The organism is Micromonospora sp. NBC_00421 (genome assembly GCF_036017915.1).
GTDB lineage: Bacteria > Actinomycetota > Actinomycetes > Mycobacteriales > Micromonosporaceae > Micromonospora.
In genome coordinates this window covers 6,583,186-6,607,265 of the sequence record NZ_CP107929.1, presented here as the reverse complement: position 1 = coordinate 6,607,265, position 24,080 = coordinate 6,583,186, and the positions used below count along the sequence as shown (strand labels likewise).

The window sequence follows — 24,080 nt, the reverse complement described above, 5'->3', positions numbered from 1 at the left end:
GGCCCGCCTGACGCCTGAATCGCTAACGTCATCAGGTCTAAAGGGCCCGACATGCTCTAGCCACACCCGGGCCATCCGCAGCCGCTCCGGACACCTGTCGATCACGATCAGGGCCATCTGGCAACACCCGCCGGTCTGCCCACACCCGGGCCGTCTGCCCACACCGGACGCGGTCTGACACCAACGGGTGCCGCACCGACGCACATCGGCGTCGGACGGTGACCGACTCGAAGTCGCCGCTCTGGTCGCCGAGAGCCCGGCTGGTCGTCGAAGACCCGGGCTGGTCGTCGAAGACCCGGGCTGGTCGTCGAAGACCCGGGCTGGTCGTCGAGCACCCGGCTGGTCTTGGGAAAGCCCGGCCGCATGACGCCGAGCGGGCGGGCGACGTTCGAGAAGCCACCAGACCAGGGGCACCTTGCGGCCGGGAAGAGGTCGGGCCCCGTCACCGGGAAGGACCGGGGTCAGGTGGCCGGGGATAAGCGGCCGGGGATAAGCGGAGGTCAGCCGGCCGGGGAGTCGGCCTGCTGCCGGGCGGTCACCAGGTCGCCGAGCCGGGCCCGACCGCCGTCGAAGGCGGTGAGCACCCACACCCCGTCCTCCAGCAGCGCCATCGAATGCTCGACGTGCGCCGCCACCGACCGGTCGCGGGTGACCACGGTCCACCCGTCGGACAGCTCCACGGTACGCGGCGAGCCCATCGTGATCATCGGCTCGATCGCCAGCGCCATGCCGGGCACCAGGCGCGGCCCCTTACCGGGACGACCGTGGTTGAGCACGTGCGGGTCCTGGTGCATCTCGGTGCCGATTCCGTGCCCACCGTAGCCGTCGACGATGCCGTACCGGCCGCCCCTGCGGACGGCGGTCTCGACCGCGTGCGAGATGTCGGTGAGCCGCCCCCGGCCGTTGGCGGCGCCTCGCGCGGCGGCGGCGATGCCGGCCCACATGGCGTCCTCGGCGACCGAGGCCATCTTCAGCAGCGCCGGGTCGACCTCGCCCACCCCGACGGTGACCGCCGCGTCGCCGTGCCAGCCGTCCAACACCGCGCCACAGTCGATCGAGATCAGGTCACCCTCGCGGAGCACCTGGTCGGCTGCCGGGATCGCGTGCACCACCTGCTCGTTGACAGACGAGCAGATCGAGCCGGGGAAGCCGTGGTAGCCCTTGAACGACGGGACCGCCCCGGCCTCCCGGATGGTCGCCTCGGCGAGGGCGTCGAGGTCGGCCGTACTCACCCCGGGGGCGACCGCCGCGCTCATCCGGCGCAGGGCCTCGGCGACCACCAGCCCGGCGGCCCGCATCTTGTCGATCTGGTCAGGGGTCTTCAGCTGGATGTCCAGCTGGGCACGGCGCATGAAGCGATCACCTTTCGTTGCCGACACACAGCGAAACAGCGGGGTACCTGACGTACCCCGCTGTTCGCACTCTATCCACCGGGTCCCGCCGCGAGGTCAGCCGCCGTACGAGCGCAGCGCGTCGATCGCGCGGACCGTGACGTCCTCCACCGGCCCGGTGGCGTCGATCCCGACCAGTTTGTTCTGGGCGCCGTAGTAGTCGACAAGCGGTGCGGTCTTCTCGGCATACTCACGCAGTCGGGCCGCGATGGTCTCCGGCTTGTCGTCGTCGCGCTGGAACAACTCGGCGCCACACCTGTCGCAGATGCCGTCCTTGGTGGTCGCGTCGAACTCGACGTGCCAGATCTTGCCGCAGCCCCGGCAGGTACGCCGGCCGGAGAGCCGCCGGATCACCTCGTCGTCGTCGACCACCAGCTCCAGCACCAGATCCAACGCGGTGCCCAGGTCGGCGAGGAGCTTGTCCAACGCGGCGGCCTGCGGCGTGGTACGCGGGAAGCCGTCGAGCAGGAAGCCCTCGGAGGCGTCCGGCTCGGCGAGCCGGTCCCGGACCATGTTGATGGTCACCTCGTCCGGGACCAGCTTGCCCGCGTCCATGTACCGCTTCGCCTCGACTCCCAGAGGCGTCCCCTGGGAGACGTTGGCCCGGAAGATGTCACCGGTCGAGATCTTCGGCACCGAGAGGTGTGCGGCGACGAACTCCGCCTGTGTGCCCTTGCCCGCGCCCGGCGGGCCAACCAGAACGAGTCGCATCTACCGCAGGAACCCTTCGTAGTTCCGCTGCATGAGTTGGCTCTCGATCTGCTTCACGGTCTCCAGACCGACGCCGACCATGATGAGCACAGCGGTGCCGCCGAACGGGAAGTTCTGGAACTGCTGGCTGTTCAGCCAGATGAAGAAGAAGTTCGGCAGGACCGCCACGATGCCCAGGTAGAGCGCGCCCGGCAGGGTGATCCGGCTGAGGATGAAGTCGAGGTAGTCGGCGGTCGGCTTGCCGGGGCGGATGCCCGGCACGAAGCCGCCGTACTTCTTCATGTTGTCCGCGACCTCGGTCGGGTTGAACGTGATCGACACGTAGAAGTACGTGAAGAAGATGATCAGCAGGAAGTAGATCACGATGTGCAGCGGCGCGTCGGCCTGCACGATGTTGTTCTGGATCCAGGCCTGGGTCTTGCCCGGGTCGGTCTGGTCGAAGAACTGGAGCGCCAGCTGCGGCAGGTAGAGCAGCGACGAGGCGAAGATGACCGGGATGACACCGGCCTGGTTCACCTTCAACGGGATGTAGGTGGAGGTGCCGCCGTACATCCGCCGGCCGATCATCCGCTTGGCGTACTGCACCGGGATGCGGCGCTGCGCCTGCTCGATGAAGCAGACCGCGGTGATGACCAGCAGGACCAGGGCGAGCACCAGGACGAACTTGCCCCAGCCCTCGTTGGTCTTGATCTTCCAGCCTTCGCTGGGGAGCCGGGCAGCGATCGAGGTGAAGATCAGGACGGACATGCCGTTGCCGACGCCGCGGTCGGTGATCAGCTCACCGAGCCACATCACCATGCCGGTGCCGGCGGTCATCGTCATGACCAGGATGCCGAGGGTCAGCCAGTTCGGGATGCCGGTGCCCTCGGGCACGATCGGGAACTGGTCGCAGCGGTTCTGGAAGAGCTGGCCGGAACGGGCCAGCGCCACGAACGCCGAGGACTGGAGGATGCCCAGACCGAGGGTCAGATAGCGGGTGTACTGGGTGATCTTCGCCTGGCCGGCCTGGCCCTCCTTGCGGAGCTGCTCCAGTCGGGGGATGACCACCGTCAGCAGCTGCAGGATGATCGACGCGGTGATGTAGGGCATGATGCCCAGCGCGAAGACCGAGAGCTGCAACAGCGCGCCGCCGGAGAACAGGTCGAGCAGGTTGAGCACGCCCGTGTTCTGGCCCTGCAGACTGTCGAGACACTTCTGCACGTTGCCGTACGAGACGCCGGGGCTGGGCAGCGTAGCGCCGAGCCGGTAGACCGCGATGATGCCTACTGTGAACAGCAGCTTCTTGCGCAGGTCAGGCGTACGGAACGCACTGAGAAAGGCGGACAGCAACTTCTTCCTCCTGCGCGCGGGCCGCCCGGTGGTGGTCCCTGGCGGGTCGGGGTGGGTGCCGGGCGAGTGCCCGATATCCATGGCTGGGAAGGGACTCTAACAGCCCGATCCCGCTCCGGGCAGGTGTGCCCGGCTACATAAACCAAATCCGATGTTACCCGGCGCACACGCTCCGGGGAGACCAGGGCGCCCGCCCAGTCACTGAGAACTGAGCGGGCGCCATGGATTGCCTGACCTACAGCTCGGTGACGGAGCCACCGGCGGCGGCGATCTTCTCCTTGGCCGAGGCGCTGAACGCCTGCGCCGACACCTGGAGGGTCACCCCGCCCAGATCGCCGGTGCCGAGGATCTTGACCGGGTGGCCCTTGCGGACCGCGCCGGCCTCGACCAGCTCCAGCGGGCCGACCTGACCGCCGTTGGGGAACAGTTCGGCGAGCCGGTCCAGGTTGACCACCTGGAAGACGACCTTGAACTTGTTCTTGAAGCCCTTCATCTTCGGAAGACGCATGTGGATGGGCATCTGCCCACCCTCGAACGCCGCCGAGATGTTCTTGCGGGCCTTCGAGCCCTTGGTACCGCGACCCGCGGTCTTGCCCTTGGAGCCCTCACCGCGACCCACCCGGGTCTTCGCGGTCTTGGCACCCGGAGCGGGGCGCAGGTGGTGAACCTTGATCGTCATTACTCGACCTCCTCGACCTTCACGAGGTGGCTGACCGCGAAGATCATGCCCCGAATCTCGGGCCGGTCCTCCTTGACCACCACGTCGTTGATCCGCTTCAGGCCGAGCGAACGCAGCGAGTGCCGCTGGTTCTGCTTCCTCCCGATCGCGGACCGGAGCTGGGTGACCTTCAGGCGCGCCATCAGGACGCCACCCCCGCCCGCGACGCCAGCATGGCGGCCGGCGCGACGTCCTCGACCGGCAGGCCACGACGGGCCGCGACAGCCTCCGGGGACTCGAGCCCCTTCAGCGCCGCCACCGTGGCGTGCACGATGTTGATCGGGTTGGACGAGCCGAGGCTCTTGGAGAGCACGTCGTGGATGCCCGCGCACTCCAGCACGGCACGCACCGGGCCACCGGCGATGACACCCGTACCGGCGGACGCCGGCTTGAGCAGCACGACGCCGGCGGCGGCCTCACCCTGGATCGGGTGCGGGATCGACTGACCGATCCGTGGCACCTTGAAGAAGTGCTTCTTGGCCTCCTCGACACCCTTGGCGATCGCCGCGGGCACCTCCTTGGCCTTTCCGTAGCCCACGCCGACCGTACCGTCGCCGTCGCCCACGATCACCAGGGCGGTGAAGCTGAAGCGACGACCACCCTTCACGACCTTGGCGACGCGGTTGATCGCGACGACCCGCTCGATGTGCGGGGTCTTCTCGACGGGCGCGTTTCCGCGGCCGCCCTCACGGCGGTTGTCGCGGCGACCACCCTCGTTGCCACCGGACCCGCCGCCACGGCGCTGTTGACCTGGCATCAGCAGCCTTCCTTATCTCTCGTGACGGGGTTTCTAGAACTCGAGCCCGGCTTCGCGGGCGGCATCGGCGAGCGCGGCGACCCGCCCCGCGTACCGGTTGCCACCGCGGTCGAAGACGACCTTGGACACACCGGCGGCCTTGGCCCGCTCGGCGAGCAGGCCGCCGACCTTGCCGGCCAGGGCGCTCTTGTCGCCCTCCGCACCGCGCAGCGACGCGTCCAGGGTCGAGGCCGACGCCAGGGTGTGACCCTTGGTGTCGTCGACGATCTGGGCGACGATGTGCCGCAGCGAACGGGTGACCACGAGGCGGGGACGCTCGGCGGTTCCGCTGACGTTCTTGCGGACCCGGAAGTGTCGACGCGCACGGCCGACGGCGCGCTTGGCGGCGACGCCGCGGCGGCGCTTGAGCAGCGTGGCGCTCACTTCTTACCTGCCTTTCCGGCCTTGCGGCGGATGACCTCGCCCTGGTACTTGACGCCCTTACCCTTGTAGGGCTCCGGCGGGCGGATCTTCCGGATGTTGGCGGCGACCTCACCGACCTGCTGCTTGTCGATGCCGGCCACGTGGAACAGGGTCGGCCGCTCCACCGTGAAGGTGATGCCGTCCGGCGCGGGGACCAGCACCGGGTGCGAGAACCCGAGCGCGAACTCGAGGTCCTTGCCCTTGGCCGTGACCCGGTAACCGGTGCCGGCGATCTCCAGGCTCTTACGGTAGCCCTCGGTGACCCCGACGATCATGTTGGCGACCAGGGTACGGCTCAGGCCGTGCAGCTCCTTGGCCTTGCGCTCGTCGTTCGGCCGGTTGACGTGCAACTGGCCGTCCTCGCCCCGCTCTGCCCTGATCGGCTCGGCGAGCGTGTGCGCCAGCTCGCCCTTCGGACCCTTGACCTTGACGGTCTGGCCCTCGATCGTGATGTCGACGCCGGAAGGCACCGGGATCGACTTACGTCCAATACGCGACATTTCTACCTGTCTCCCGTTACCAGACGAAGGCGAGGACTTCCCCGCCAACGCTCCGCTTGCGGGCCTGCCGGTCGGTGAGCAGCCCCTGGGACGTCGAAATGATCGCCACGCCCAGCCCGCCGAGCACCCGCGGGAGCCCGTCCGACTTGGCGTACACCCGGAGACCGGGCTTGGACACGCGCTTGATGCCGGCCAGGCTGCGCTCGCGGCTCTGGCCGTACTTCAGCTCGACGACCAGTCGCTTGCCGACGGCACCCTCTTCGGGCTCCTCGACCGACCAGGTGGCGATGTAACCCTCGGCCTTGAGGACCTCGGCGATGTTCGCCTTGATCTTCGAGTAGGGCATCGTCACCCGGTCGTGGTACGCCTGGTTGGCGTTACGCAGACGCGTGAGCATGTCTGCGATCGGGTCGGTCATCGTCATGAATTCGTCAACCTTTCTCGCCGGGGTTCCCCGGGCACGGCCCGGGGCCTACGGCGAAGAGACAGTTCAGCTGACACGCCGAAGCGCGCCGGGCTATTACCAGGAAGCCTTGGACACGCCGGGCAGCTCACCGCGGTGGGCCATCTCCCGGATGCAGACCCGGCAGAGACCGAACTTGCGGTAGACCGCCTTCGGACGCCCGCACCGCTGGCAGCGGGTGTACGCGCGAACCGAGAACTTCGGCTTCGCAGCCGCCTTGATGATCAGCGCCTTCTTGGCCATCTCAGTTCTCCTTGAACGGGAAGCCCAGGAGCTTGAGCAGCGCCCGGCCCTCGTCGTCGGTCGTGGCGGTCGTGACCACCGTGATGTCCATGCCCCGCTGGCGATCGATCCGGTCCTGGTCGATCTCGTGGAACACCGACTGCTCGGTCAGGCCGAACGTGTAGTTGCCGTGCCCGTCGAGCTTGCGCCCGTCCAGGCCGCGGAAGTCGCGGATACGCGGCAGCGCGATCGACAGCAGCCGGTCCAGGAACTCCCACATCCGGTCGCCGCGCAGGGTGACCTTCGCGCCGATCGGCATGCCCTCACGCAGCTTGAACTGCGCGATCGACTTGGTGGCCCGCCGCACCTGCGGCTTCTGGCCGGTGATCGTGGCCAGATCGCGGACGGCGCCGTCGATCAGCTTGGCGTCGCGAGCGGCCTCGCCGACGCCCATGTTGACGACGATCTTGACCAGCCGCGGCACCTGCATGGGGTTGCCGAAGCTGTGCTGCTCCTGCAGCTTGGCCACGATCTCGTTGCGGTACCGCTCCTTGAGGCGCGGCAGGGTCTTGGTTTCGGTAGCCGTGGTCATCACAGGTCCTTACCGGTGCTACGCGCGATGCGGACCTTCTGGCCGTTGTCGTCGAACCGGTAACCGACCCGGGTCGGGTTCCCGTCGGAGTCCAGGACCTGCACGTTCGAGACGTGGATCGGGGCCTCCTGGGTGACGATGCCACCGGTCTTGGCGCCACGCTGGGTGGTGCTGATACGGGTGTGCTTCTTGACCCGGTTCACGCCTTCGACGAGGACCTTGTCCTGCCGCGGGTAGGCCGCGATGACCTTGCCCTTGGCGCCCTTGTCCTTGCCGGCGATGACGATGACCGTGTCGCCCTTCTTGACCTTCACGGTCACAACACCTCCGGCGCGAGGGAAATGATCTTCATGAACCGCTTGTCCCGCAGCTCCCGGCCCACCGGGCCGAAGATACGGGTGCCGCGCGGGTCCCCGCCGTCCTTGATGATGACGGCGGCGTTCTCGTCGAAACGGATGTACGAGCCGTCCGGCCGCCGACGCTCCTTGGCGGTGCGGACGACGACGGCCTTGACGACGTCGCCCTTCTTGACACCGGCACCCGGGATCGCGTCCTTGACGGTGGCCACGATGACGTCGCCGATGCTCGCGTAGCGCCGACCGGAGCCACCGAGAACCCGGATGCACAGGATCTCCCGGGCACCCGTGTTGTCGGCGACGCGCAGTCGCGACTCCTGCTGAATCACGTCTATCTCCTATGTCTGCCGGTTCTCCGGCCGCCCTCGCGGACGGCCGGAGCCTGGCGGAACCTGCGCCCGACCGAAACCGGCCGAGCTCGAGCCTTCGCTACTTGGCCTTCTCGAGGATCTCCACGATCCGCCAACGCTTGGTGGCGGACAGCGGCCGGGTCTCCATGATCGAAACCCGGTCACCGATGCCGGCGGCGTTCTGCTCGTCGTGGACCTTCAGCTTGCGGGTACGACGCATGATCTTGCCGTACAACGCGTGCTTGACCCGGTCCTCGACCTCGACCACGACGGTCTTGTCCATCTTGTCGCTGACCACCAGGCCCTCACGAACCTTACGGCGGGCCCGCACGGTGGCGGTGGTGTTCTCGGTCTCGCTCATGATGCAGTCACCTCAGTCGGCGCGGCCGAGAGACCCAGCTCGCGCTCACGCATGATCGTGTAGATCCGGGCGATCTCCCGACGGATGACCTGCAACCGCCGGTTGTTGTCCAGCTGACCGGTGGCGGCCTGCACGCGGAGGTTGAACAGCTCCGCCTTGGCCTCGCGCAACTTCGTGACCAGCTCCTCCTCGGAGAGCTCACGCAGCTCGGAAGGCTTGACGCCCGCTGCCATCAGGATTCACCCACTTCGCGCGTAACAATGCGGCACTTCATCGGGAGTTTGTGGATCGCGCGACGCATCGCCTCTCGCGCGATCTGCTCGTTGGGGAACGACATCTCGAAGAGAATCCGCCCCGGCTTGACGTTCGCGACCCACCACTCGGGCGAGCCCTTACCGGAACCCATCCGGGTCTCGGCCGGCTTCTTGGTGAGGGCCTGGTCCGGGAAGACCGTGATCCAGACCTTGCCACCACGCTTGATGTGCCGGGTCATGGCGATACGTGCCGACTCGATCTGCCGGTTGGTCACGTACGCCGGCTCGAGAGCCTGGATCCCGAACTCGCCGAACACCACCCGGTTACCGCCCTTGGACGCGCCGTGGCGGTCCGGGTGGTGCGGCTTGCGGAAGCCCTTCGGGGGCTTGCGCGGCATCAGCATCTGTCAGCCCTCCTGCTGCGTTTCTGCCGGCTGGGTGACGGCCGCGGCGACAGCGGAGCTGTCGACCGGCTCACCGCTCGGCGTCTCGGCCTGCTGCGCGATGGTGGTCGCGGCAGCCCGGCCGGCCTCGGTACCGCCGGCGGTCGTACCGGACGAACCCGACCGGCCACGACGCGGCCGCTCGGGCCGGTCGCCACGCTCACCACGACGCGGGCGGGACGGACCGGCCTCGGCCGGAGCCTCCCGGCCCGGCACGGCGTCGCCCTTGTAGATCCAGACCTTCACGCCGATCCGGCCGAAGGTGGTACGGGCCTCGAAGAAGCCGTACTCGATGTTGGCCCGCAGCGTGTGCAGCGGAACCCGACCCTCGCGGTAGAACTCCGTCCGGCTCATCTCGGCGCCGCCGAGACGACCCGAGACCTGCACCCGGATGCCCTTGCAGACGGGGTTCTTCATCGCCGACTGCATGGACTTGCGCATCGCCCGACGGAAGCTGACCCGGCTGGAGAGCTGCTCGGCGACGCCCTGGGCGACCAGCTGCGCGTCCGACTCGGGGTTCTTCACCTCGATGATGTTCAGCTGCACCTGCTTGCCGGTGAGCTTCTCCAGCTCGCCGCGGATCCGGTCGGCCTCCGCACCCTTACGGCCGATGACGATGCCCGGCCGGGCGGTGTGGATGTCGACCCGGACCCGGTCCCGGGTGCGCTCGATGTCGACCTTGGAGATACCCGCGCGCTCGAGGCCCTTGGACATCATCCGGCGGATCTTGACATCCTCGCCGATGTAGTCCTTGTAGAGCTTGTCCGCGAACCAGCGGGACTTCCAGTCGGTCGAGATGCCGAGCCGGAATCCAGTGGGGTGAACCTTCTGACCCATTACTCGGCACCCTCCGTCTTGCTCTCGGTCTCAGCGGCCTCGGCCTGCTGCGCCGGGGCGGCCTTCTTGGCAGCCGCCTTCTTCGGCGCCGCCGGCGCGACCGCCTCCACCGCCACGGTGATGTGGCAGGTGCGCTTGCGGATCCGGTACGCCCGGCCCTGCGCCCGCGGCCGGAACCGCTTCATGGTCGGGCCCTCGTCGACGAACGCCTCGCTGACGAGCAGCGCGTCAGGGTCCAGCCGCTCGTTGTTCTCCGCGTTGGCGATCGCGCTAGCGAGCACCTTGTACACCTGCTCGCTCGCCGCCTGCGGCGCGAACTGCAGCACCGTGAGCGCCTCCTTCGCGGGCAGGCCGCGGACGAGGTTGACCACCCGGCGCGCCTTCATCGGCGAGATGCGCACGTGTCGCGCAACCGCCCGCGCGCCCGGAAGCACCGGAGCGTCGCCCTTTCCTGGCATCGCTGTAACCCCTTGTTCCTCTATCCGTATGCCCGCGGCTCAGCGCCGGCGGCTCTTCCGGTCGTCCTTCTCGTGACCCTTGAACGTGCGGGTCAGCGCGAACTCGCCGAGCTTGTGCCCGACCATCGCCTCGGTCACGAACACCGGGACGTGCTTGCGTCCGTCGTGCACGGCGATCGTGTGCCCGAGCATCTCGGGGATGATCGTCGAGCGCCGCGACCAGGTCTTGATGACGTTCTTCGAGCCCTTGTCGTTCTGCGTCTCCACCTTCTTGAGCAGGTGGTCGTCGATGAACGGGCCCTTCTTCAGGCTGCGAGGCATGCTCTATCTCCCTCAGCCGCGCTTACGCGTGGCGTAGCGGCGGCGGACGATCAGCCGGTCGCTCGGCTGGCCCTTACGACGGGTGCGGCCCTCGGGCTTACCCTGCGGGTTCACCGGGTGGCGACCACCGGAGGTCTTACCCTCACCACCACCGTGCGGGTGGTCGACCGGGTTCATCGCGACACCACGGACGGTCGGGCGCTTGCCCTTCCACCGCATCCGGCCGGCCTTACCCCAGTTGATGTTCGACTGGTCGGCGTTGCCGATCTCACCGACGCTCGCGCGGCAGCGTACGTCGACCCGCCGGATCTCACCGGACGGCATCCGGAGGGTCGCGTAGACGCCCTCCCGGCCGAGCAGCTGGATGCCGACGCCTGCCGAACGGGCCAGCTTGGCGCCGCCGCCCGGACGCAGCTCCACATTGTGGATGGTGGTACCGACCGGGATGTTGCGCAGCGGCAGGTTGTTGCCCGGCTTGATGTCGGCGCCCGGACCGGACTCGACGCGGTCGCCCTGCTTCATGTCCTTCGGCGCGAGGATGTAGCGCTTCTCGCCGTCGGCGTAGTGCAGCAGCGCGATGCGCGCCGTGCGGTTCGGGTCGTACTCGATGTGCGCGACCTTCGCCGGCACGCCGTCCTTGTCGACCCGCTTGAAGTCGATCAGACGGTACTGCCGCTTGTGGCCGCCGCCGTGGTGCCGGGTGGTGATCCGGCCGTGGGCGTTGCGCCCACCCTTCTTCGGCAGCGGAGCCAGCAGCGACTTCTCCGGCGTGGACCGGGTGATCTCGGCGAAGTCGGCGACGCTGGAGCCGCGTCGGCCCGGCGTCGTCGGCTTGTACTTACGGATAGCCATTGTCTACACCCCTCAGCTGACCGGGCCGCCGAAGGCCTCGATACGGTCACCGTCAGCCAGCTTCACGATCGCCCGCTTGGTCGCCTTGCGCTGACCGAAGCCGGTCTTGGTGCGCTTGCGCTTGCCCTGGCGGTTGAGCGTGTTGACCGTCAGGACGCGGACGTTGAAGATCTGCTGGATAGCGATCTTGATCTCGGTCTTGTTCGCGTCCGGGTGCACCAGGAAGGTGTACCAGTTCCGGTTCAGCTCGCTGTAGCTCTTCTCCGAGACGACCGGCGCGACGATGATGTCCCGCGGGTCGGCGATCGTGCTCACTTGCCACCCTCCTCGGTGGTCTCGGCGGACTCGGCCACGGGGCCGGCCTCCGCGGGTACGCCCAGGAACTCGTCCAGGGCGTCCTTGGTGAAGACCACGTCGTCGGCCACCAGCACGTCGTACGTGTTGAGCTGGCCGGACTCGATCAGGTGCACCCGCGGCTCGTTGCGCAGCGACACCCAGTTCAGCTCGTCGGTGCCGCTCAGCACGACCAGGACCCGACGGGCCTCGGTCAGCTTGGCCAGGGTGGCCAGGGCCGCCTTGGTCGACGGCTTCTCGCCCGAGACGAACGCCTCGACGACGTGCACCTGGCCGGCGCGGGCCCGGTCGGAGAGGGCGCCACGCAGGGCGGCTGCCTTCATCTTCTTCGGGGTCCGCTGGCTGTAGTCGCGCGGCACCGGGCCGTGTACCACTCCACCACCGGCGAACTGCGGCGCGCGGATCGAGCCCTGCCGGGCGCGACCGGTGCCCTTCTGCTTGTAGGGCTTCTTGCCGCCACCGGCGACCTCGCCACGGCTCTTGACCTTGTGGGTGCCCTGCCGGGCCGCCGCGAGCTGAGCCACCACGACCTGGTGCATCAGCGCGATGTTGGCCTGGACGTCGAAGATGTCGGCCGGCAGCTCGACGGAGCCGCTCTTGGCGCCTTCGACATTGCGGACGTCAACGGTGGTCACTTGGCCACACCGCCCTTCTTCGCCTTCGTCTTGGCCGCGGTGCGGACCAGGACCAGCGCGCCCTTGGGGCCGGGAATGGCACCACGGACGAGCAGGAGGTTGTTCTCGGTGTCGACCGCCTGGACGGTCAGGTTCTGGACGGTGTAGCGCACGCCACCCATCCGACCCGCCATCCGGGTGCCCTTGAAGACGCGACCCGGGGTCGCGCAGGCGCCGATGGAGCCCGGCGAGCGGTGCTTGCGCTCGACGCCGTGGCTGGCGCGCAGACCGTGGAAGCCGTGCCGCTTCATCGGGCCGGCGTAGCCCTTGCCCTTGGTCTTGCCGGTGACGTCGATGGTCACGCCGGCCGGGAACTCCTCGACCGTGACCTCCTGGCCCAGCGAGTAGTCCGCCGCGTTCGCGGTACGCAGCTCGACGATGTGCCGGCGCGGCGCCACGTCCGCCTTGGCGTAGTGCCCGCTGAGCGGCTTCTTGGCCTTGCGCGGGTCGATCGTGCCGTAGGCGAGCTGGACCGCGGAGTAACCGTCCTTCTCGGCGCTACGCACCTGGCTGACGACGCACGGGCCGGCCTGAACCACGGTCACCGGCACAACCTTGTTGTTGTCCCAGACCTGGGTCATACCGAGCTTGGCGCCCAGGATCCCCTTGACTTGCCTGTCCATTTGTCCGGTCCCTACAGCTTGATCTCGATGTCGACGCCAGCCGGCAGGTCGAGGCGCATGAGCGAGTCGACCGTCTTCGGAGTCGGGTCGATGATGTCGATCAGCCGCTTGTGCGTGCGCATCTCGAAGTGCTCGCGCGAGTCCTTGTACTTGTGCGGCGAGCGGATGACGCAGAAACGGTTGATCTCCGTGGGCAGCGGCACCGGGCCCGCGACCTGCGCCCCGGTGCGCGTCACCGTCTCGACGATCTTCCGCGCCGAGGAGTCGACGACCTCGTGGTCATAGGCCTTGAGCCGGATGCGGATCTTCTGTCCCGCCATGGTGGCTTCTGTTCCTTCTCTCGATGCCGCTGTGTTGCGGGCACCTGTACCGGCTGGCACAGGCCCACTTCGCCGACCCCCGCGGTCGGGCGTGTCGCGCCCGTGGACCAGGCTCCGCCCCGGGACTCCGGAGCGATTCGCTGACCACGCGGTGGGTCAAGGCGCCGATCGCATCACAGCGATCTGGACGCCGTGCGAGGGTGGTTGACCGCCAGGGGCGATCAACCACCCTACGCGCGACTGTTGGTCTCCCCGGAGGTCCAACCTTACGCCGGACGCGGGCGACTAACCGTCGTTACGCAACCTGACTAGTATGCCGCACGACCGGCGGCAACGCTAATCGGGGTTACCTAGCTCACTTGATGATCTTGGTGACGCGACCGGCGCCGACCGTACGACCACCCTCGCGGATCGCGAACTTGAGGTTGTCCTCCATCGCGATGGGCTGGATGAGCTTCACGGCCATCGTGGTGTTGTCGCCCGGCATGACCATTTCGGTGCCCTCGGGAAGGGTGACGACACCGGTGACGTCCGTGGTCCGGAAGTAGAACTGCGGACGGTAGTTCTGGAAGAACGGGGTGTGCCGGCCGCCCTCCTCCTTGGAGAGGATGTAGACCGTCGCCTCGAACTCCGTGTGCGGGGTGCTGGTGCCCGGCTTGACGACCACCATGCCGCGCTCGACGTCCTCGCGCTTGATGCCCCGCAGCAGCAGACCGACGTTCTCGCCCGCGCGGGCCTCGTCGAGCAGCTTGCGGAACATCTCGATGCCGGTGCAGACCGTCTTCTGCGACTTCTCGCGGATACCGACGATCTCCACCTCCTCGTTCGGCTTGAGGATGCCGCGCTCCGCGCGACCGGTGACGACCGTGCCACGACCGGTGATCGTGAAGACGTCCTCGATCGGCATCAGGAACGGCTTCTCGGTCTCCCGCTCGGGCTGCGGGATCGCGGTGTCGACCGCGTTCATCAGCTCCAGCAGGCGGCCGGTCCACTCCGGGTCACCCTCGAGGGCCCGCAGCGCCGACACCCGGACGACCGGCAGGTCGTCACCCGGGTACTCCTGCGCCGAGAGCAGCTCACGAACCTCGAGCTCGACGAGCTCCAGGAGCTCCTCGTCGTCGACCATGTCGCTCTTGTTGAGCGCCACGACGATGTACGGCACACCGACCTGACGGGCCAGCAGCACGTGCTCGCGGGTCTGCGGCATCGGGCCGTCGGTCGCCGCGACCACCAGGATCGCGCCGTCCATCTGCGCGGCACCGGTGATCATGTTCTTGATGTAGTCGGCGTGCCCGGGGCAGTCGACGTGCGCGTAGTGCCGCGCCTCGGTCTGGTACTCGACGTGTGCGATCGAGATCGTGATGCCGCGGGCCTTCTCCTCCGGCGCCTTGTCGATCTCGTCGAACGGCGTGTACGGGTTGAGGTCCGGGTACTGGTCGTGCAGGACCTTGGTGATGGCCGCCGTCAGCGTCGTCTTACCGTGGTCGATGTGACCAATGGTGCCGATGTTGACGTGCGGCTTAGTCCGCTCGAACTTAGCCTTCGCCACTGGTGTCCTCCTGTGGACTTCTTGGTTCGTTCGCCCCGGCGCGCCGGACGGCGCTTAGGACTCTGTCGACAGCCTTTCCGGCCTGCGGCCGGAGAGCTTGGTGGGTTCTGCGGCGATGAAGCCTACAGGCCCGGATTCACACAACTCGACCGAGGTGGTCGCGGGCGGGAACACCTCCCGCGACCGGCCCCGGCTCACCGGATCAGCAGCGGGTGAGCGTCACTCACCCGTCGCCTTGGCGATGATCTCCTTCGCCACGCTCTGCGGCACCTCGGCGTAGGAGTCGAACTGCATGCTGTAGCTAGCCCGGCCCTGGGTCTTCGACCGCAGGTCGCCGACGTAGCCGAACATCTCCGACAACGGCACCAGAGCCTTCACGATGCGGGCGCCGCTGCGCTCCTCCATCGCCTGGATGATGCCGCGGCGGGAGTTGAGGTCGCCGATGACGTCACCCATGTTCTCCTCAGGAGTGGTGACCTCAACGGCCATCATCGGCTCGAGCAATGCCGGGTCGGCCTTGCGGGCCGCGTCCTTCATCACCATCGAGCCGGCGATCTTGAATGCCATTTCCGACGAGTCGACGTCGTGGTACTGACCGTCGAGCAGCGTCAGCTTGACCCCGACCAGCGGGAAGCCCGCCAGGATGCCGTACTGCATGGCATCCTGCGCGCCGGCGTCGACCGACGGGATGTACTCCCGCGGGATACGACCACCGCTCACCGCGTTGGCGAACTCGTAGGTCGGCGACTCGTTGTCAAGCGGCAGCGGCTCGATGCTCACGATGACGCGGGCGTACTGGCCGGAGCCACCGGTCTGCTTCTTGTGGGTGTACTCGACCTTGTCCACCTTGCGGCGGATGGTCTCGCGGTACGCCACCTGCGGCTTGCCGACGTTGGCCTCGACGTTGAACTCACGGCGCATCCGGTCGACCAGGATGTCCAGGTGCAGCTCGCCCATGCCGGAGATGACCGTCTGGCCGGTCTCCTCGTCGAGCCGGACCCGGAAGGTCGGGTCCTCCTCGGCCAGCCGCTGGATCGCGGTGCCGAGCTTCTCCTGGTCGGACTTGGTCTTCGGCTCGATCGCCACTGAGATGACCGGCTCCGGGAAGGTCATCGACTCCAGGATGACCGGGTTCGCCGGGTCGGAGAGCGTGTCGCCGGTGGTGGTCTGCTTGAGACCCTGCACCGCGATGATGTCGCCGGCCTGCGCCGTCGGACGCTCTTCCCGCTTGTTGGCGTGCATCTGGTAGATCTTGCCGATCCGCTCCTTGCGGTCCTTGGTGGAGTTGACCACCTGGGAGCCGGACTCGAGCAGACCGGAGTAGACCCGGACGTAGGTGAGCTTGCCGAGGTGCTTGTCCGTCTGGATCTTGAAGGCCAGGCCGGAGAACGGCTCGTTCTTCGACGGCTTACGCACCAGCGGGGTCTCGCCGTCGGTGGCCGTGCCCTCGATCGCCGGGACGTCCAGCGGCGACGGCAGGAAGTCGACCACGGCGTCGAGCATGGGCTGCACGCCCTTGTTCTTGAACGCCGAACCGCACAGCACCGGGTTGGCCTTGCTGGCGATGGTGGACCGCCGGATGGCGGCCTTGATCTCCTCGACGGAGATCTCCTCGCCCTCCAGGTACTTCTCCATCACCGCGTCATCGACGTCGGCCAGGGTCTCCATCAGCTTCTCGCGCCACTCGGCCGCGGAGTCGGCCAGGTCGGCCGGGATCTCCTCGATCGCGTAGTCCTCACCCTTCTGGGTCTCCCCGCGCCAGGTGAGGGCACGCATGCCGATCAGGTCGACGACGCCGATGTGGTCGCCCTCGAGCCCGATCGGGATCTGGAGCACCAGCGGGGTGGCGTTGAGCCGGTCGATCATCATCTGCACGCAGCGGAAGAAGTCCGCGCCGGTGCGGTCGAGCTTGTTGACGAAGCACATCCGCGGAACGTGGTACTTGTCGGCCTGCCGCCAGACGTTCTCCGTCTGCGGCTCCACGCCGGCGACACCGTCGTAGACCGCGACCGCACCGTCCAGCACCCGCAGCGACCGCTCGACCTCGACCGTGAAGTCGACGTGACCGGGCGTGTCGATGATCTGGATCGTGTGGCCCTTCCACTCACACTTGGTGGCAGCAGAGGTGATCGTGATGCCACGCTCCTGCTCCTGCTCCATCCAGTCCATGACGGCAGCGCCCTCGTGGACCTCACCGATCTTGTAGGTGATACCGGTGTAGAACAGGATCCGCTCAGTGGTCGTGGTCTTACCGGCATCGATGTGCGCCATGATGCCGATGTTGCGTACGTTGGCGAGCGCGTCTGCGGCGGCCACTTCAGTCCCTACTTATCGTCGTCTCGACTCGACCGATGGCGGTTCCGGCGCCGGTCAGGCGCCGGAACCAAGCTGTTACCAGCGGTAGTGCGCGAAGGCCTTGTTGGACTCCGCCATCTTGTGAGTGTCCTCGCGCCGCTTGACTGCGGCCCCCAGACCGTTGCTCGCGTCCAGCAGCTCGTTCATCAGCCGCTCGATCATGGTCTTCTCACGGCGGGCCTTGGAGTACGTCACCAGCCAGCGCAGACCGAGGGTGGTCGCCCGGGACGGACGGACCTCGACCGGCACCTGGTAGGTGGCGCCACCGACGCGGCGGCTGCGCACCTCGAGGGTCGGCTTGACGTTGTCCATCGCCCGCTTGAGGGTGACGACCGGGTCGGTGCCGCTCTTCTCGCGGCAGCCCTCCAGGGCCGCGTACACGATGCGCTCGGCGAGCTGACGCTTACCGCGCATCAGGATCTTGTTGACCAACTGGGTGACAAGCGGCGAGTTGTACACCGGGTCAGCGACAAGCGGTTTCCGCGGAGCGGGTCCCTTACGCGGCATGTCAGCTCTTCTCCTTCTTCGCGCCGTACCGGCTGCGCGCCTGCTTGCGGTTGCGGACACCCTGGGTGTCCAGCGAACCGCGGACGATCTTGTAACGCACGCCGGGGAGGTCCTTCACCCGGCCGCCGCGAACGAGCACGATCGAGTGCTCCTGCAGGTTGTGACCCACGCCCGGGATGTAGGCGGTCACCTCGATCTGGCTGCTGAGCTTGACACGAGCGACCTTGCGGAGCGCCGAGTTCGGCTTCTTGGGGGTGGTGGTGTACACGCGGGTGCACACACCGCGCCGCTGAGGGGATCCCTTCAGCGCCGGGGTCTTGGTCTTGGTCGTCTTGGCCTGGCGGCCCTTTCGGACCAGCTGCTGAATGGTGGGCACCGGGTTTCTCCGCTCCCTTCGGCCGCTCACGCGACCGCGCCGTCTGCTCGTTAGCCGACCTGATGGTCGACTCTCCTACATTCCGGCCGGTGCCACCTCGCGGAGGCCCCGGCACCCGCGGTCGGGCGTGTCGCCCGATTCGCGGTCCCGGTGCCGACGCTCACGCGCGCACCGGCTTTCTGTCACCGGCGTGCGGTTGTCGCGCACCGGGTCTTGGACTGTGTCGTACGGCCGCTCGATCTCCGGAGCAAATCCGAATCCCGCGCACGCACGAGCCACCCAGGCTTGCCCGGGCGCAAGAGAGAAGAGTACCTACCACAGCCGCACAGGTCAAAACGGGTTGGTCCGCCGGGTCTCACAACTTCCCACCGGTCACGCCGTGTGCCTGCCTGCTCGCCCGGGTCGGGCCCCTCAGGTGCTCCAGTGTACCGGCTGTCGCGGGCCGCGGCCCGCCACCCCCGGACGGCCCGGCCCGTCACCTCCGGACAGCGGGGCCCGTCACTCCGGACAGCGGGGTCACGCCAACTGCACCAGCAACGCCAGCCCCAGCCCCAGCAGGCTGAGCACCAGCCCCACCCCGCCACAGCTGATCCCGGCCGTCGCCAGGCCCCGACCGGTGAACCGCACCGCCGGCGGCGGAGCGGCCCGCCGGATCTGCCGACGGGCCAGCATCCCGGCGACGATCGCCGCGCCGCCGGCCAGCACGCCCGGCACGGTGAACGCGCCGGCCGCCCAGGCACCGCCGAGCTGCGCTCCCCCGACGCCGAAGCAGATCACCAGCAACGAGACCAGGATCGACACCACCCCGGCGACCAGCGACCCCACCGCCGGACCGGAGGTGACCGCCGGCACGTCCAGGTGCACCACGGCGAAGGGCGTACCAGGGACCGGGTCGACCCGCTTCGGCAGGCGGGGGGCGTCCGGTGGAGGCGGGGGCAGCGGCCCGGGTCCAGGCCCGGAAGGCCCCGACCAGCCGGGCCCGGGTCCGGAGGGCCCTGACCAGCCGGGCCCGGAGGGTGCCGGCCAGCCCGGCCCGGCCGTCGGACCCGCCGGCTGTCCCGGGTACGGCCCGGGCAGCGTCGGCGGATGGTCACCCGCCGGCAGCACGCCGGGATACGACCCACCCGACCCGGAGTACGACCCGATCCCGGTCGCGCCGGAGGGACGCGGCCAGCCGGCCGGGCCAGGCACCGGCGAACCGGAGGGCAGGCCAGGCACCGGCGAACCGGAGGGCAGGCCAGGCACCGGCGAACCGGAGGGCGAGGCAGGCTCCGGGGAACCGGCGGGCGGCCCGCCCGGGTCGCCTGCCGACGGCGACGCCGGTTCCGTCACGGGGTCCTCCTGTCGCGAACTGGGTCCACCGTCACGCGACGGACACCGGCCAGGCTACCGCCGCCACGCACCGTGGGTGCTCCCCACCGGATCATCACCCCGCCGGGTCAGTCCACGTTCGGGGCGAAGTCCTGCCCGGACGGGGAACCTGTCAGCCGGACCACGCCGATCACCACGAGCGTCACCACGGCCACCGCGACCAGCACCAACCCCACCCAGGCCAACCGCTCCCCCCGCCGCAGCCAGGCCGCCCCGGTGAGGAAACCACCCGAGGCGTACGCCTCCCGACGGGCCTGCCGGGCCAACTGGAGCGCCACCGTGGCGGGCACCACCCCACCGACGAACAGCCCGGTCAGCGCCCCGATCAGGCCGAGCGCGAAGACGGCCCGTGCCTTGGTGGCACGCACCGGGTCGGGGTCGAGCGGATGACGTGGCGGCTGGTGCGTCACCGGCACCTGCCCCGGAGCGGTCGTCATGTCCACCATCATGCCCGGCCGTCCCGCCGTACCGGGCACTCCCCGGCGGTCCACCCCCGCAGCCGGGCGTTCGCCCACCTACCGACGGGCCGGTCGGCAACCACCGACGACCGGACGGCCGTGGACCCCGGCTACGACGAAGGCCCCCGGCACGCTGCCGGGGGCCTTCGTCGGTGGTGCCTAGCGGTACGACCCGAAGTCGAAGTCGTCAAGCGGCACAGCCTGGCCACTGGCCGGGCCGAAGCCGTAGTCGGTCTCCGGGTAACCGGTCATCGAGTAGACCTTGGCCTTCGCCTCCTCGGTCGGCTCGACCCGGACGTTGCGGTACTTGCTGATGCCGGTACCGGCCGGGATGAGCTTACCGATGATCACGTTCTCCTTGAGGCCGACCAGCGAGTCGCTGCGCGAGTTGATCGCCGCGTCGGTCAGCACCCGGGTGGTCTCCTGGAAGGAGGCCGCCGAGAGCCAGGAGTCCGTGGCCAGCGAGGCCTTGGTGATACCCATCAGCACCGGGCGACCGGCGGCGGGCTCGCCACCCTCGCCGACCAGTCGGCGGTTCTCCGACTCGAACAGCGCCCGGTCGACGAGCACACCCGGCAGGAACTCGGTCGAGCCGGAGTCGATGACCGTCACCCGCTTGAGCATCTGGCGGATGATGATCTCGATGTGCTTGTCGTGGATGAGCACACCCTGCGAGCGGTAGACCTCCTGGACCTCCTGGGTCAGGTGGACCTGGACCGCCCGCGGGCCGAGGATGCGCAGCAGCTCGTGCGGGTCGATGGTGCCCTCGGTGAGCTTCTCGCCGACCTCGACGTGGTCCCCGTCGTGGGTCCGCAGCCCGACCCGCTTGGAGATCTTGTCGTAGACGATCTCGTCGCTACCGTCGTCCGGCACCACGATGATCTTCCGGGACCGCTCGCCGTCCTCGATCCGGATCCGACCCGGGGTGTCGGCGATGGGCGCCTTGCCCTTCGGGATCCGGGCCTCGAAGATCTCCTGGACACGCGGCAGACCCTGGGTGATGTCCTCACCCGCGACACCACCGGTGTGGAAGGTACGCATCGTCAGCTGGGTGCCCGGCTCACCGATCGACTGGGCGGCGATGATGCCGACCGCCTCGCCGACGTCCACGGTCTTGCCGGTCGGCAACGAGCGGCCGTAGCACGCACCGCAGACGCCCAGCTTCGACTCGCAGGTGAGCACGCTGCGCACCCGGATCGTCTCCACCCCGGCGGCGACGATCTGGTCGACCCCGATGGAGTTGACGTCCTGACCCCGGTGGGCCACCACGGTGCCGTCCGGCCCCTTGATGTCGTCGGCCAGGGTCCGGGCGTGCACGCTGGTCTCGGCGTGCTCGTGCACGACCAGCCGGCCACCCTCCAGGCGCTCGCCGATCTGCATCGGGATCGCCCGGTCGGTGCCGCAGTCCTCCTCGCGGATGATGACGTCCTGCGAGACGTCCACCAGACGACGGGTCAGGTAACCCGAGTCGGCGGTCCGCAGCGCGGTGTCGGCCAGACCCTTACGGGCACCGTGGGTGGAGATGAAGTACTCCAGCACGGACAGACCCTCCCGGTACGAGGCCTTGATCGGCCGCGGGATGATCTCACCCTTCGGGTTGGCCACCAGACCACGGATCGCCGCGATCTGCCGGAGCTGGAGCAGGTTACCGCGGGCACCCGAGTTGATCATCTTCCACAGCGGGTTCTCCTGCGGCAGCGCGGTGTCCATCTCCTTGGCGACCTCGTTGGTCGCCTTGGTCCAGATCTCGATGAGCTCGCCGCGTCGCTCCTCGGCGGTCATCAGACCACGCTGGTACTGCTTGTCGATCCGGTCGGCTTCCTTCTCGTACTTCTCCAGGATCTCCCGCTTGCGCGGCGGCGGGATGACGTCCTCCATGCCGATGGTGACGCCGGACCAGGTGGCCCAGTGGAAGCCCGCCTCCTTGAGGCCGTCCAGGGTGGCCGCCAGGGCCACCTTCGGGAAGCGCTCGGCGAGGTCGTTGACGATCGCGGAGAGCTGACCCTTGCGGATCTCGTAGTTCACGAAGCGGTAGCCCTGCGGCAGCGTCTCGTTGAACAGGACCCGGCCCAGCGTGGTCTCCACGGTCACCGGGTCGCCCTCGGTCCAGCCCTCGGGCGCGACCCACGGCTCGGCACCGGTGCCGTTGTCCACACCCACCACGTTGCGCAGCCGGATCTTCACCGGGGTCTGCAGGTGCAGCTCGCTCGCGTCGAAGGCCATCCGCGCCTCGGCGTCCGAGCTGAACGCCCGGCCCTCGCCCCGGCCACCCGGGATGAGGTGGGTCAGGTGGTAGAGACCGATGACCATGTCCTGGGTGGGCATGGTGACAGGCTTGCCGTCGGCCGGCTTGAGGATGTTGTTCGACGACAGCATCAGGATCCGCGCCTCGGCCTGGGCCTCGGCGGACAGCGGCACGTGCACCGCCATCTGGTCACCGTCGAAGTCGGCGTTGAACGCGGTGCAGACCAGCGGGTGGATCTGGATCGCCTTGCCCTCGACCAGCTGCGGCTCGAAGGCCTGGATGCCCAGGCGGTGCAGGGTCGGCGCCCGGTTGAGCAGCACCGGGTGCTCGCCGATGACCTCTTCCAGCACGTCCCACACGACCGGCCGCTGCCGCTCGACCATCCGCTTGGCGGACTTGATGTTCTGCGCGTGGTTGAGGTCGACCAGCCGCTTCATCACGAACGGCTTGAACAGCTCCAGCGCCATCTGCTTGGGCAGACCGCACTGGTGCAGCTTGAGCTTGGGGCCGACCACGATGACCGAACGGCCGGAGTAGTCGACGCGCTTGCCGAGCAGGTTCTGCCGGAACCGGCCCTGCTTGCCCTTGAGCATGTCCGACAGCGACTTGAGCGGGCGGTTACCCGGGCCGGTGACCGGCCGACCGCGACGGCCGTTGTCGAACAGCGCGTCGACGGCCTCCTGGAGCATCCGCTTCTCGTTGTTGACGATGATCTCGGGTGCGCCGAGGTCGATCAGCCGCTTGAGGCGGTTGTTCCGGTTGATCACGCGTCGGTACAGGTCGTTCAGGTCGGAGGTCGCGAAACGGCCACCGTCGAGCTGCACCATCGGGCGCAGGTCCGGCGGGATGACCGGGACGCAGTCCAGCACCATGCCGAGCGGCGAGTTGCGGGTGTTCAGGAACGCCGCGACGACCTTCAGCCGCTTGAGCGCCCGGATCTTCCGCTGCCCCTTGCCGGAGCGGATCGTCTCGCGCAGGCTCTCGGCCTCGGCGTCGAGGTCCATGTTCTGGACCAGCGCCTTGATCGCCTCGGCGCCCATGCCGCCGGTGAAGTACTCGCCGAACCGGTCGCGCAGCTCGCGGTAGAGCAGCTCGTCGGTGACCAACTGCTTCGAGTCGAGCTTGCGGAAGGTGTCGAGAACCTCGTCGAGGCGGTCGATCTCGCGCTGGGCCCGGTCGCGGATCTGGCGCATCTCGCGCTCTCCGCCCTCCTTGACCTTGCGCCGGACGTCCGCCTTGGCACCCTCGGCCTCCAGCTCGGCCAGGTCGGCCTCGAGCTTGGCGGCGCGCTTCTCGATCTCCGAGTCGCGGCTGTTCTCGGACTGCCGCTTCTCGGCGAGGATCTCGTTCTCGATGGTCGAGATGTCGCGGTGGCGCGCCTCGGCATCCACGCTCGTCACGACGTACGAGGCGAAGTAGATGATCTTCTCGAGGTCCTTGGGGGCGAGGTCCAGCAGGTAGCCCAGCCGGCTCGGGACGCCCTTGAAGTACCAGATGTGGGTGACCGGGGCGGCCAGCTCGATGTGCCCCATCCGCTCACGACGGACCTTCGACCGGGTCACCTCGACGCCGCAGCGCTCGCAGATGATGCCCTTGAACCGGACCCGCTTGTACTTACCGCAGTAGCACTCCCAGTCCCGCTGAGGGCCGAAGATCTTCTCGCAGAAGAGTCCGTCCTTCTCCGGCTTGAGGGTGCGGTAGTTGATCGTCTCAGGCTTCTTGACCTCACCGTGCGACCACTGACGGATGTCGTCCGCGGTCGCGAGGCCGATACGCAGCTCGTCGAAGAAGTTGACGTCGAGCACTATGTCCCCTATGTCGTCGTCTTTACAGCTAGATCACGGGCGGGGTTGGGGGCCTGCCGGCCCCCA

At 68.3% G+C, this 24,080-nt stretch carries 31 protein-coding genes; all 31 read right to left on the bottom strand.

Going from position 1 to position 24,080, the window contains the following annotated elements; genetic code table 11:
• Window positions 1-500 precede the first annotated feature (500 nt).
• Window positions 501-1,352, bottom strand: coding sequence for a type I methionyl aminopeptidase (map, locus tag OHQ87_RS28495; protein ID WP_328342862.1), 852 nt, complete (start codon window positions 1,350-1,352; stop codon window positions 501-503).
• 96 nt (window positions 1,353-1,448) lie between these two features.
• Window positions 1,449-2,102, bottom strand: a complete 654-nt coding sequence (locus tag OHQ87_RS28490; protein WP_067301462.1) for an adenylate kinase — start codon at window positions 2,100-2,102, stop codon at window positions 1,449-1,451.
• Window positions 2,103-3,431, bottom strand: a complete 1,329-nt coding sequence (secY, locus tag OHQ87_RS28485) for a preprotein translocase subunit SecY (RefSeq protein ID WP_328342859.1) — start codon at window positions 3,429-3,431, stop codon at window positions 2,103-2,105.
• A 235-nt stretch (window positions 3,432-3,666) separates the two neighbouring features.
• Window positions 3,667-4,110 carry a 50S ribosomal protein L15 gene (gene rplO / locus OHQ87_RS28480; protein ID WP_328342857.1) on the bottom strand — a complete coding sequence of 148 codons (444 nt, stop codon included), beginning with the start codon at window positions 4,108-4,110 and terminating at the stop codon, window positions 3,667-3,669.
• Entirely contained in the window at window positions 4,110-4,292 is a 183-nt protein-coding gene (rpmD, locus tag OHQ87_RS28475) for a 50S ribosomal protein L30 (RefSeq protein ID WP_067301451.1), read from the bottom strand. Before rpmD ends, rplO begins: the two co-directional genes overlap by 1 nt.
• Entirely contained in the window at window positions 4,292-4,906 is a 615-nt protein-coding gene (gene rpsE, locus OHQ87_RS28470; protein WP_089004147.1) for a 30S ribosomal protein S5, read from the bottom strand. Before rpsE ends, rpmD begins: the two co-directional genes overlap by 1 nt.
• 33 nt (window positions 4,907-4,939) lie before the next feature.
• On the bottom strand, window positions 4,940-5,329 hold the full coding sequence (gene rplR, locus OHQ87_RS28465; protein ID WP_091241997.1) for a 50S ribosomal protein L18: 390 nt from the start codon (window positions 5,327-5,329) through the stop codon (window positions 4,940-4,942).
• Window positions 5,326-5,868, bottom strand: coding sequence for a 50S ribosomal protein L6 (gene rplF, locus OHQ87_RS28460; protein WP_328342850.1), 543 nt, complete (start codon window positions 5,866-5,868; stop codon window positions 5,326-5,328). Before rplF ends, rplR begins: the two co-directional genes overlap by 4 nt.
• A gap of 16 nt (window positions 5,869-5,884) precedes the next feature.
• Window positions 5,885-6,292: a 30S ribosomal protein S8 gene (rpsH, locus tag OHQ87_RS28455; RefSeq protein WP_091242005.1), complete on the bottom strand. Its 408-nt coding sequence runs from the start codon at window positions 6,290-6,292 to the stop codon at window positions 5,885-5,887.
• A gap of 96 nt (window positions 6,293-6,388) precedes the next feature.
• Window positions 6,389-6,574: a type Z 30S ribosomal protein S14 gene (locus tag OHQ87_RS28450; protein WP_007465272.1), complete on the bottom strand. Its 186-nt coding sequence runs from the start codon at window positions 6,572-6,574 to the stop codon at window positions 6,389-6,391.
• Window position 6,575: 1 nt separating this feature from the next.
• Window positions 6,576-7,145 carry a 50S ribosomal protein L5 gene (rplE, locus tag OHQ87_RS28445; protein ID WP_091242008.1) on the bottom strand — a complete coding sequence of 190 codons (570 nt, stop codon included), beginning with the start codon at window positions 7,143-7,145 and terminating at the stop codon, window positions 6,576-6,578.
• The gene (rplX, locus tag OHQ87_RS28440; RefSeq protein ID WP_172898445.1) at window positions 7,145-7,465 is read right to left on the bottom strand and encodes a 50S ribosomal protein L24; all 321 of its coding nucleotides are present in this window, start codon (window positions 7,463-7,465) and stop codon (window positions 7,145-7,147) included. Before rplX ends, rplE begins: the two co-directional genes overlap by 1 nt.
• Window positions 7,462-7,830 carry a 50S ribosomal protein L14 gene (gene rplN, locus OHQ87_RS28435; protein WP_007465279.1) on the bottom strand — a complete coding sequence of 123 codons (369 nt, stop codon included), beginning with the start codon at window positions 7,828-7,830 and terminating at the stop codon, window positions 7,462-7,464. Before rplN ends, rplX begins: the two co-directional genes overlap by 4 nt.
• Window positions 7,831-7,930: 100 nt before the next feature.
• Window positions 7,931-8,212 (bottom strand): 30S ribosomal protein S17, encoded by a 282-nt coding sequence (gene rpsQ, locus OHQ87_RS28430; RefSeq protein ID WP_067301434.1) that lies wholly within the window; start codon window positions 8,210-8,212, stop codon window positions 7,931-7,933.
• The gene (gene rpmC, locus OHQ87_RS28425; RefSeq protein ID WP_013288628.1) at window positions 8,209-8,445 is read right to left on the bottom strand and encodes a 50S ribosomal protein L29; all 237 of its coding nucleotides are present in this window, start codon (window positions 8,443-8,445) and stop codon (window positions 8,209-8,211) included. The genes rpsQ and rpmC overlap by 4 nt, the downstream gene beginning before the upstream one ends.
• Window positions 8,445-8,870 carry a 50S ribosomal protein L16 gene (gene rplP / locus OHQ87_RS28420; RefSeq protein WP_328342842.1) on the bottom strand — a complete coding sequence of 142 codons (426 nt, stop codon included), beginning with the start codon at window positions 8,868-8,870 and terminating at the stop codon, window positions 8,445-8,447. The genes rpmC and rplP overlap by 1 nt, the downstream gene beginning before the upstream one ends.
• Window positions 8,871-8,873: 3 nt before the next feature.
• The gene (rpsC, locus tag OHQ87_RS28415; protein WP_091242018.1) at window positions 8,874-9,746 is read right to left on the bottom strand and encodes a 30S ribosomal protein S3; all 873 of its coding nucleotides are present in this window, start codon (window positions 9,744-9,746) and stop codon (window positions 8,874-8,876) included.
• On the bottom strand, window positions 9,746-10,204 hold the full coding sequence (rplV, locus tag OHQ87_RS28410) for a 50S ribosomal protein L22 (protein WP_328342839.1): 459 nt from the start codon (window positions 10,202-10,204) through the stop codon (window positions 9,746-9,748). The genes rpsC and rplV overlap by 1 nt, the downstream gene beginning before the upstream one ends.
• A gap of 39 nt (window positions 10,205-10,243) precedes the next feature.
• Window positions 10,244-10,525, bottom strand: a complete 282-nt coding sequence (gene rpsS, locus OHQ87_RS28405; protein ID WP_088647003.1) for a 30S ribosomal protein S19 — start codon at window positions 10,523-10,525, stop codon at window positions 10,244-10,246.
• A gap of 12 nt (window positions 10,526-10,537) precedes the next feature.
• Window positions 10,538-11,377, bottom strand: a complete 840-nt coding sequence (rplB, locus tag OHQ87_RS28400; RefSeq protein WP_074314603.1) for a 50S ribosomal protein L2 — start codon at window positions 11,375-11,377, stop codon at window positions 10,538-10,540.
• 12 nt (window positions 11,378-11,389) lie between these two features.
• Complete coding sequence (rplW, locus tag OHQ87_RS28395; RefSeq protein ID WP_007465304.1) at window positions 11,390-11,692, bottom strand: 50S ribosomal protein L23; 303 nt, start codon at window positions 11,690-11,692, stop codon at window positions 11,390-11,392.
• Window positions 11,689-12,366 carry a 50S ribosomal protein L4 gene (gene rplD / locus OHQ87_RS28390; protein WP_328342833.1) on the bottom strand — a complete coding sequence of 226 codons (678 nt, stop codon included), beginning with the start codon at window positions 12,364-12,366 and terminating at the stop codon, window positions 11,689-11,691. Before rplD ends, rplW begins: the two co-directional genes overlap by 4 nt.
• Window positions 12,363-13,028 carry a 50S ribosomal protein L3 gene (gene rplC / locus OHQ87_RS28385; protein ID WP_328342830.1) on the bottom strand — a complete coding sequence of 222 codons (666 nt, stop codon included), beginning with the start codon at window positions 13,026-13,028 and terminating at the stop codon, window positions 12,363-12,365. The genes rplD and rplC overlap by 4 nt, the downstream gene beginning before the upstream one ends.
• A gap of 11 nt (window positions 13,029-13,039) precedes the next feature.
• Window positions 13,040-13,348, bottom strand: coding sequence for a 30S ribosomal protein S10 (rpsJ, locus tag OHQ87_RS28380; RefSeq protein WP_007073037.1), 309 nt, complete (start codon window positions 13,346-13,348; stop codon window positions 13,040-13,042).
• Window positions 13,349-13,703: 355 nt separating this feature from the next.
• Window positions 13,704-14,897, bottom strand: a complete 1,194-nt coding sequence (tuf, locus tag OHQ87_RS28375) for an elongation factor Tu (RefSeq protein ID WP_067301408.1) — start codon at window positions 14,895-14,897, stop codon at window positions 13,704-13,706.
• 219 nt (window positions 14,898-15,116) lie between these two features.
• Complete coding sequence (gene fusA, locus OHQ87_RS28370; RefSeq protein WP_328342827.1) at window positions 15,117-17,213, bottom strand: elongation factor G; 2,097 nt, start codon at window positions 17,211-17,213, stop codon at window positions 15,117-15,119.
• Between the two features lie 75 nt (window positions 17,214-17,288).
• Window positions 17,289-17,759 carry a 30S ribosomal protein S7 gene (gene rpsG / locus OHQ87_RS28365; RefSeq protein WP_067301402.1) on the bottom strand — a complete coding sequence of 157 codons (471 nt, stop codon included), beginning with the start codon at window positions 17,757-17,759 and terminating at the stop codon, window positions 17,289-17,291.
• 1 nt (window position 17,760) lies between these two features.
• Window positions 17,761-18,135 (bottom strand): 30S ribosomal protein S12, encoded by a 375-nt coding sequence (gene rpsL / locus OHQ87_RS28360; protein WP_007465318.1) that lies wholly within the window; start codon window positions 18,133-18,135, stop codon window positions 17,761-17,763.
• 516 nt (window positions 18,136-18,651) lie between these two features.
• Window positions 18,652-19,044, bottom strand: a complete 393-nt coding sequence (locus tag OHQ87_RS28355; protein ID WP_328349031.1) for a hypothetical protein — start codon at window positions 19,042-19,044, stop codon at window positions 18,652-18,654.
• Between the two features lie 530 nt (window positions 19,045-19,574).
• Window positions 19,575-19,943 (bottom strand): hypothetical protein, encoded by a 369-nt coding sequence (locus tag OHQ87_RS28350; RefSeq protein WP_328342824.1) that lies wholly within the window; start codon window positions 19,941-19,943, stop codon window positions 19,575-19,577.
• Between the two features lie 180 nt (window positions 19,944-20,123).
• Complete coding sequence (locus tag OHQ87_RS28345) at window positions 20,124-24,014, bottom strand: DNA-directed RNA polymerase subunit beta' (RefSeq protein WP_328342823.1); 3,891 nt, start codon at window positions 24,012-24,014, stop codon at window positions 20,124-20,126.
• Window positions 24,015-24,080 lie beyond the last annotated feature (66 nt).

What these genes read in the sequence shown, in the direction of transcription:
- map (WP_328342862.1), bottom strand. Translation starts at nt 1,352, where the DNA reads ATGCGCCGTGCCCAGCTGGACATCCAGCTGAAGACCCCTGACCAGATC.
- OHQ87_RS28490 (WP_067301462.1), bottom strand. Translation starts at nt 2,102, where the DNA reads ATGCGACTCGTTCTGGTTGGCCCGCCGGGCGCGGGCAAGGGCACACAG.
- rplO (WP_328342857.1), bottom strand. Translation starts at nt 4,110, where the DNA reads ATGACGATCAAGGTTCACCACCTGCGCCCCGCTCCGGGTGCCAAGACC.
- rpmD (WP_067301451.1), bottom strand. Translation starts at nt 4,292, where the DNA reads ATGGCGCGCCTGAAGGTCACCCAGCTCCGGTCCGCGATCGGGAGGAAG.
- rpsE (WP_089004147.1), bottom strand. Translation starts at nt 4,906, where the DNA reads ATGCCAGGTCAACAGCGCCGTGGCGGCGGGTCCGGTGGCAACGAGGGT.
- rplF (WP_328342850.1), bottom strand. Translation starts at nt 5,868, where the DNA reads ATGTCGCGTATTGGACGTAAGTCGATCCCGGTGCCTTCCGGCGTCGAC.
- rpsH (WP_091242005.1), bottom strand. Translation starts at nt 6,292, where the DNA reads ATGACGATGACCGACCCGATCGCAGACATGCTCACGCGTCTGCGTAAC.
- OHQ87_RS28450 (WP_007465272.1), bottom strand. Translation starts at nt 6,574, where the DNA reads ATGGCCAAGAAGGCGCTGATCATCAAGGCGGCTGCGAAGCCGAAGTTC.
- rplE (WP_091242008.1), bottom strand. Translation starts at nt 7,145, where the DNA reads ATGACCACGGCTACCGAAACCAAGACCCTGCCGCGCCTCAAGGAGCGG.
- rpsQ (WP_067301434.1), bottom strand. Translation starts at nt 8,212, where the DNA reads ATGAGCGAGACCGAGAACACCACCGCCACCGTGCGGGCCCGCCGTAAG.
- rpmC (WP_013288628.1), bottom strand. Translation starts at nt 8,445, where the DNA reads ATGGCAGCGGGCGTCAAGCCTTCCGAGCTGCGTGAGCTCTCCGAGGAG.
- rplP (WP_328342842.1), bottom strand. Translation starts at nt 8,870, where the DNA reads ATGCTGATGCCGCGCAAGCCCCCGAAGGGCTTCCGCAAGCCGCACCAC.
- rpsC (WP_091242018.1), bottom strand. Translation starts at nt 9,746, where the DNA reads ATGGGTCAGAAGGTTCACCCCACTGGATTCCGGCTCGGCATCTCGACC.
- rplV (WP_328342839.1), bottom strand. Translation starts at nt 10,204, where the DNA reads ATGCCAGGAAAGGGCGACGCTCCGGTGCTTCCGGGCGCGCGGGCGGTT.
- rpsS (WP_088647003.1), bottom strand. Translation starts at nt 10,525, where the DNA reads ATGCCTCGCAGCCTGAAGAAGGGCCCGTTCATCGACGACCACCTGCTC.
- rplB (WP_074314603.1), bottom strand. Translation starts at nt 11,377, where the DNA reads ATGGCTATCCGTAAGTACAAGCCGACGACGCCGGGCCGACGCGGCTCC.
- rplC (WP_328342830.1), bottom strand. Translation starts at nt 13,028, where the DNA reads ATGGACAGGCAAGTCAAGGGGATCCTGGGCGCCAAGCTCGGTATGACC.
- rpsJ (WP_007073037.1), bottom strand. Translation starts at nt 13,348, where the DNA reads ATGGCGGGACAGAAGATCCGCATCCGGCTCAAGGCCTATGACCACGAG.
- rpsG (WP_067301402.1), bottom strand. Translation starts at nt 17,759, where the DNA reads ATGCCGCGTAAGGGACCCGCTCCGCGGAAACCGCTTGTCGCTGACCCG.
- OHQ87_RS28350 (WP_328342824.1), bottom strand. Translation starts at nt 19,943, where the DNA reads ATGACGACCGCTCCGGGGCAGGTGCCGGTGACGCACCAGCCGCCACGT.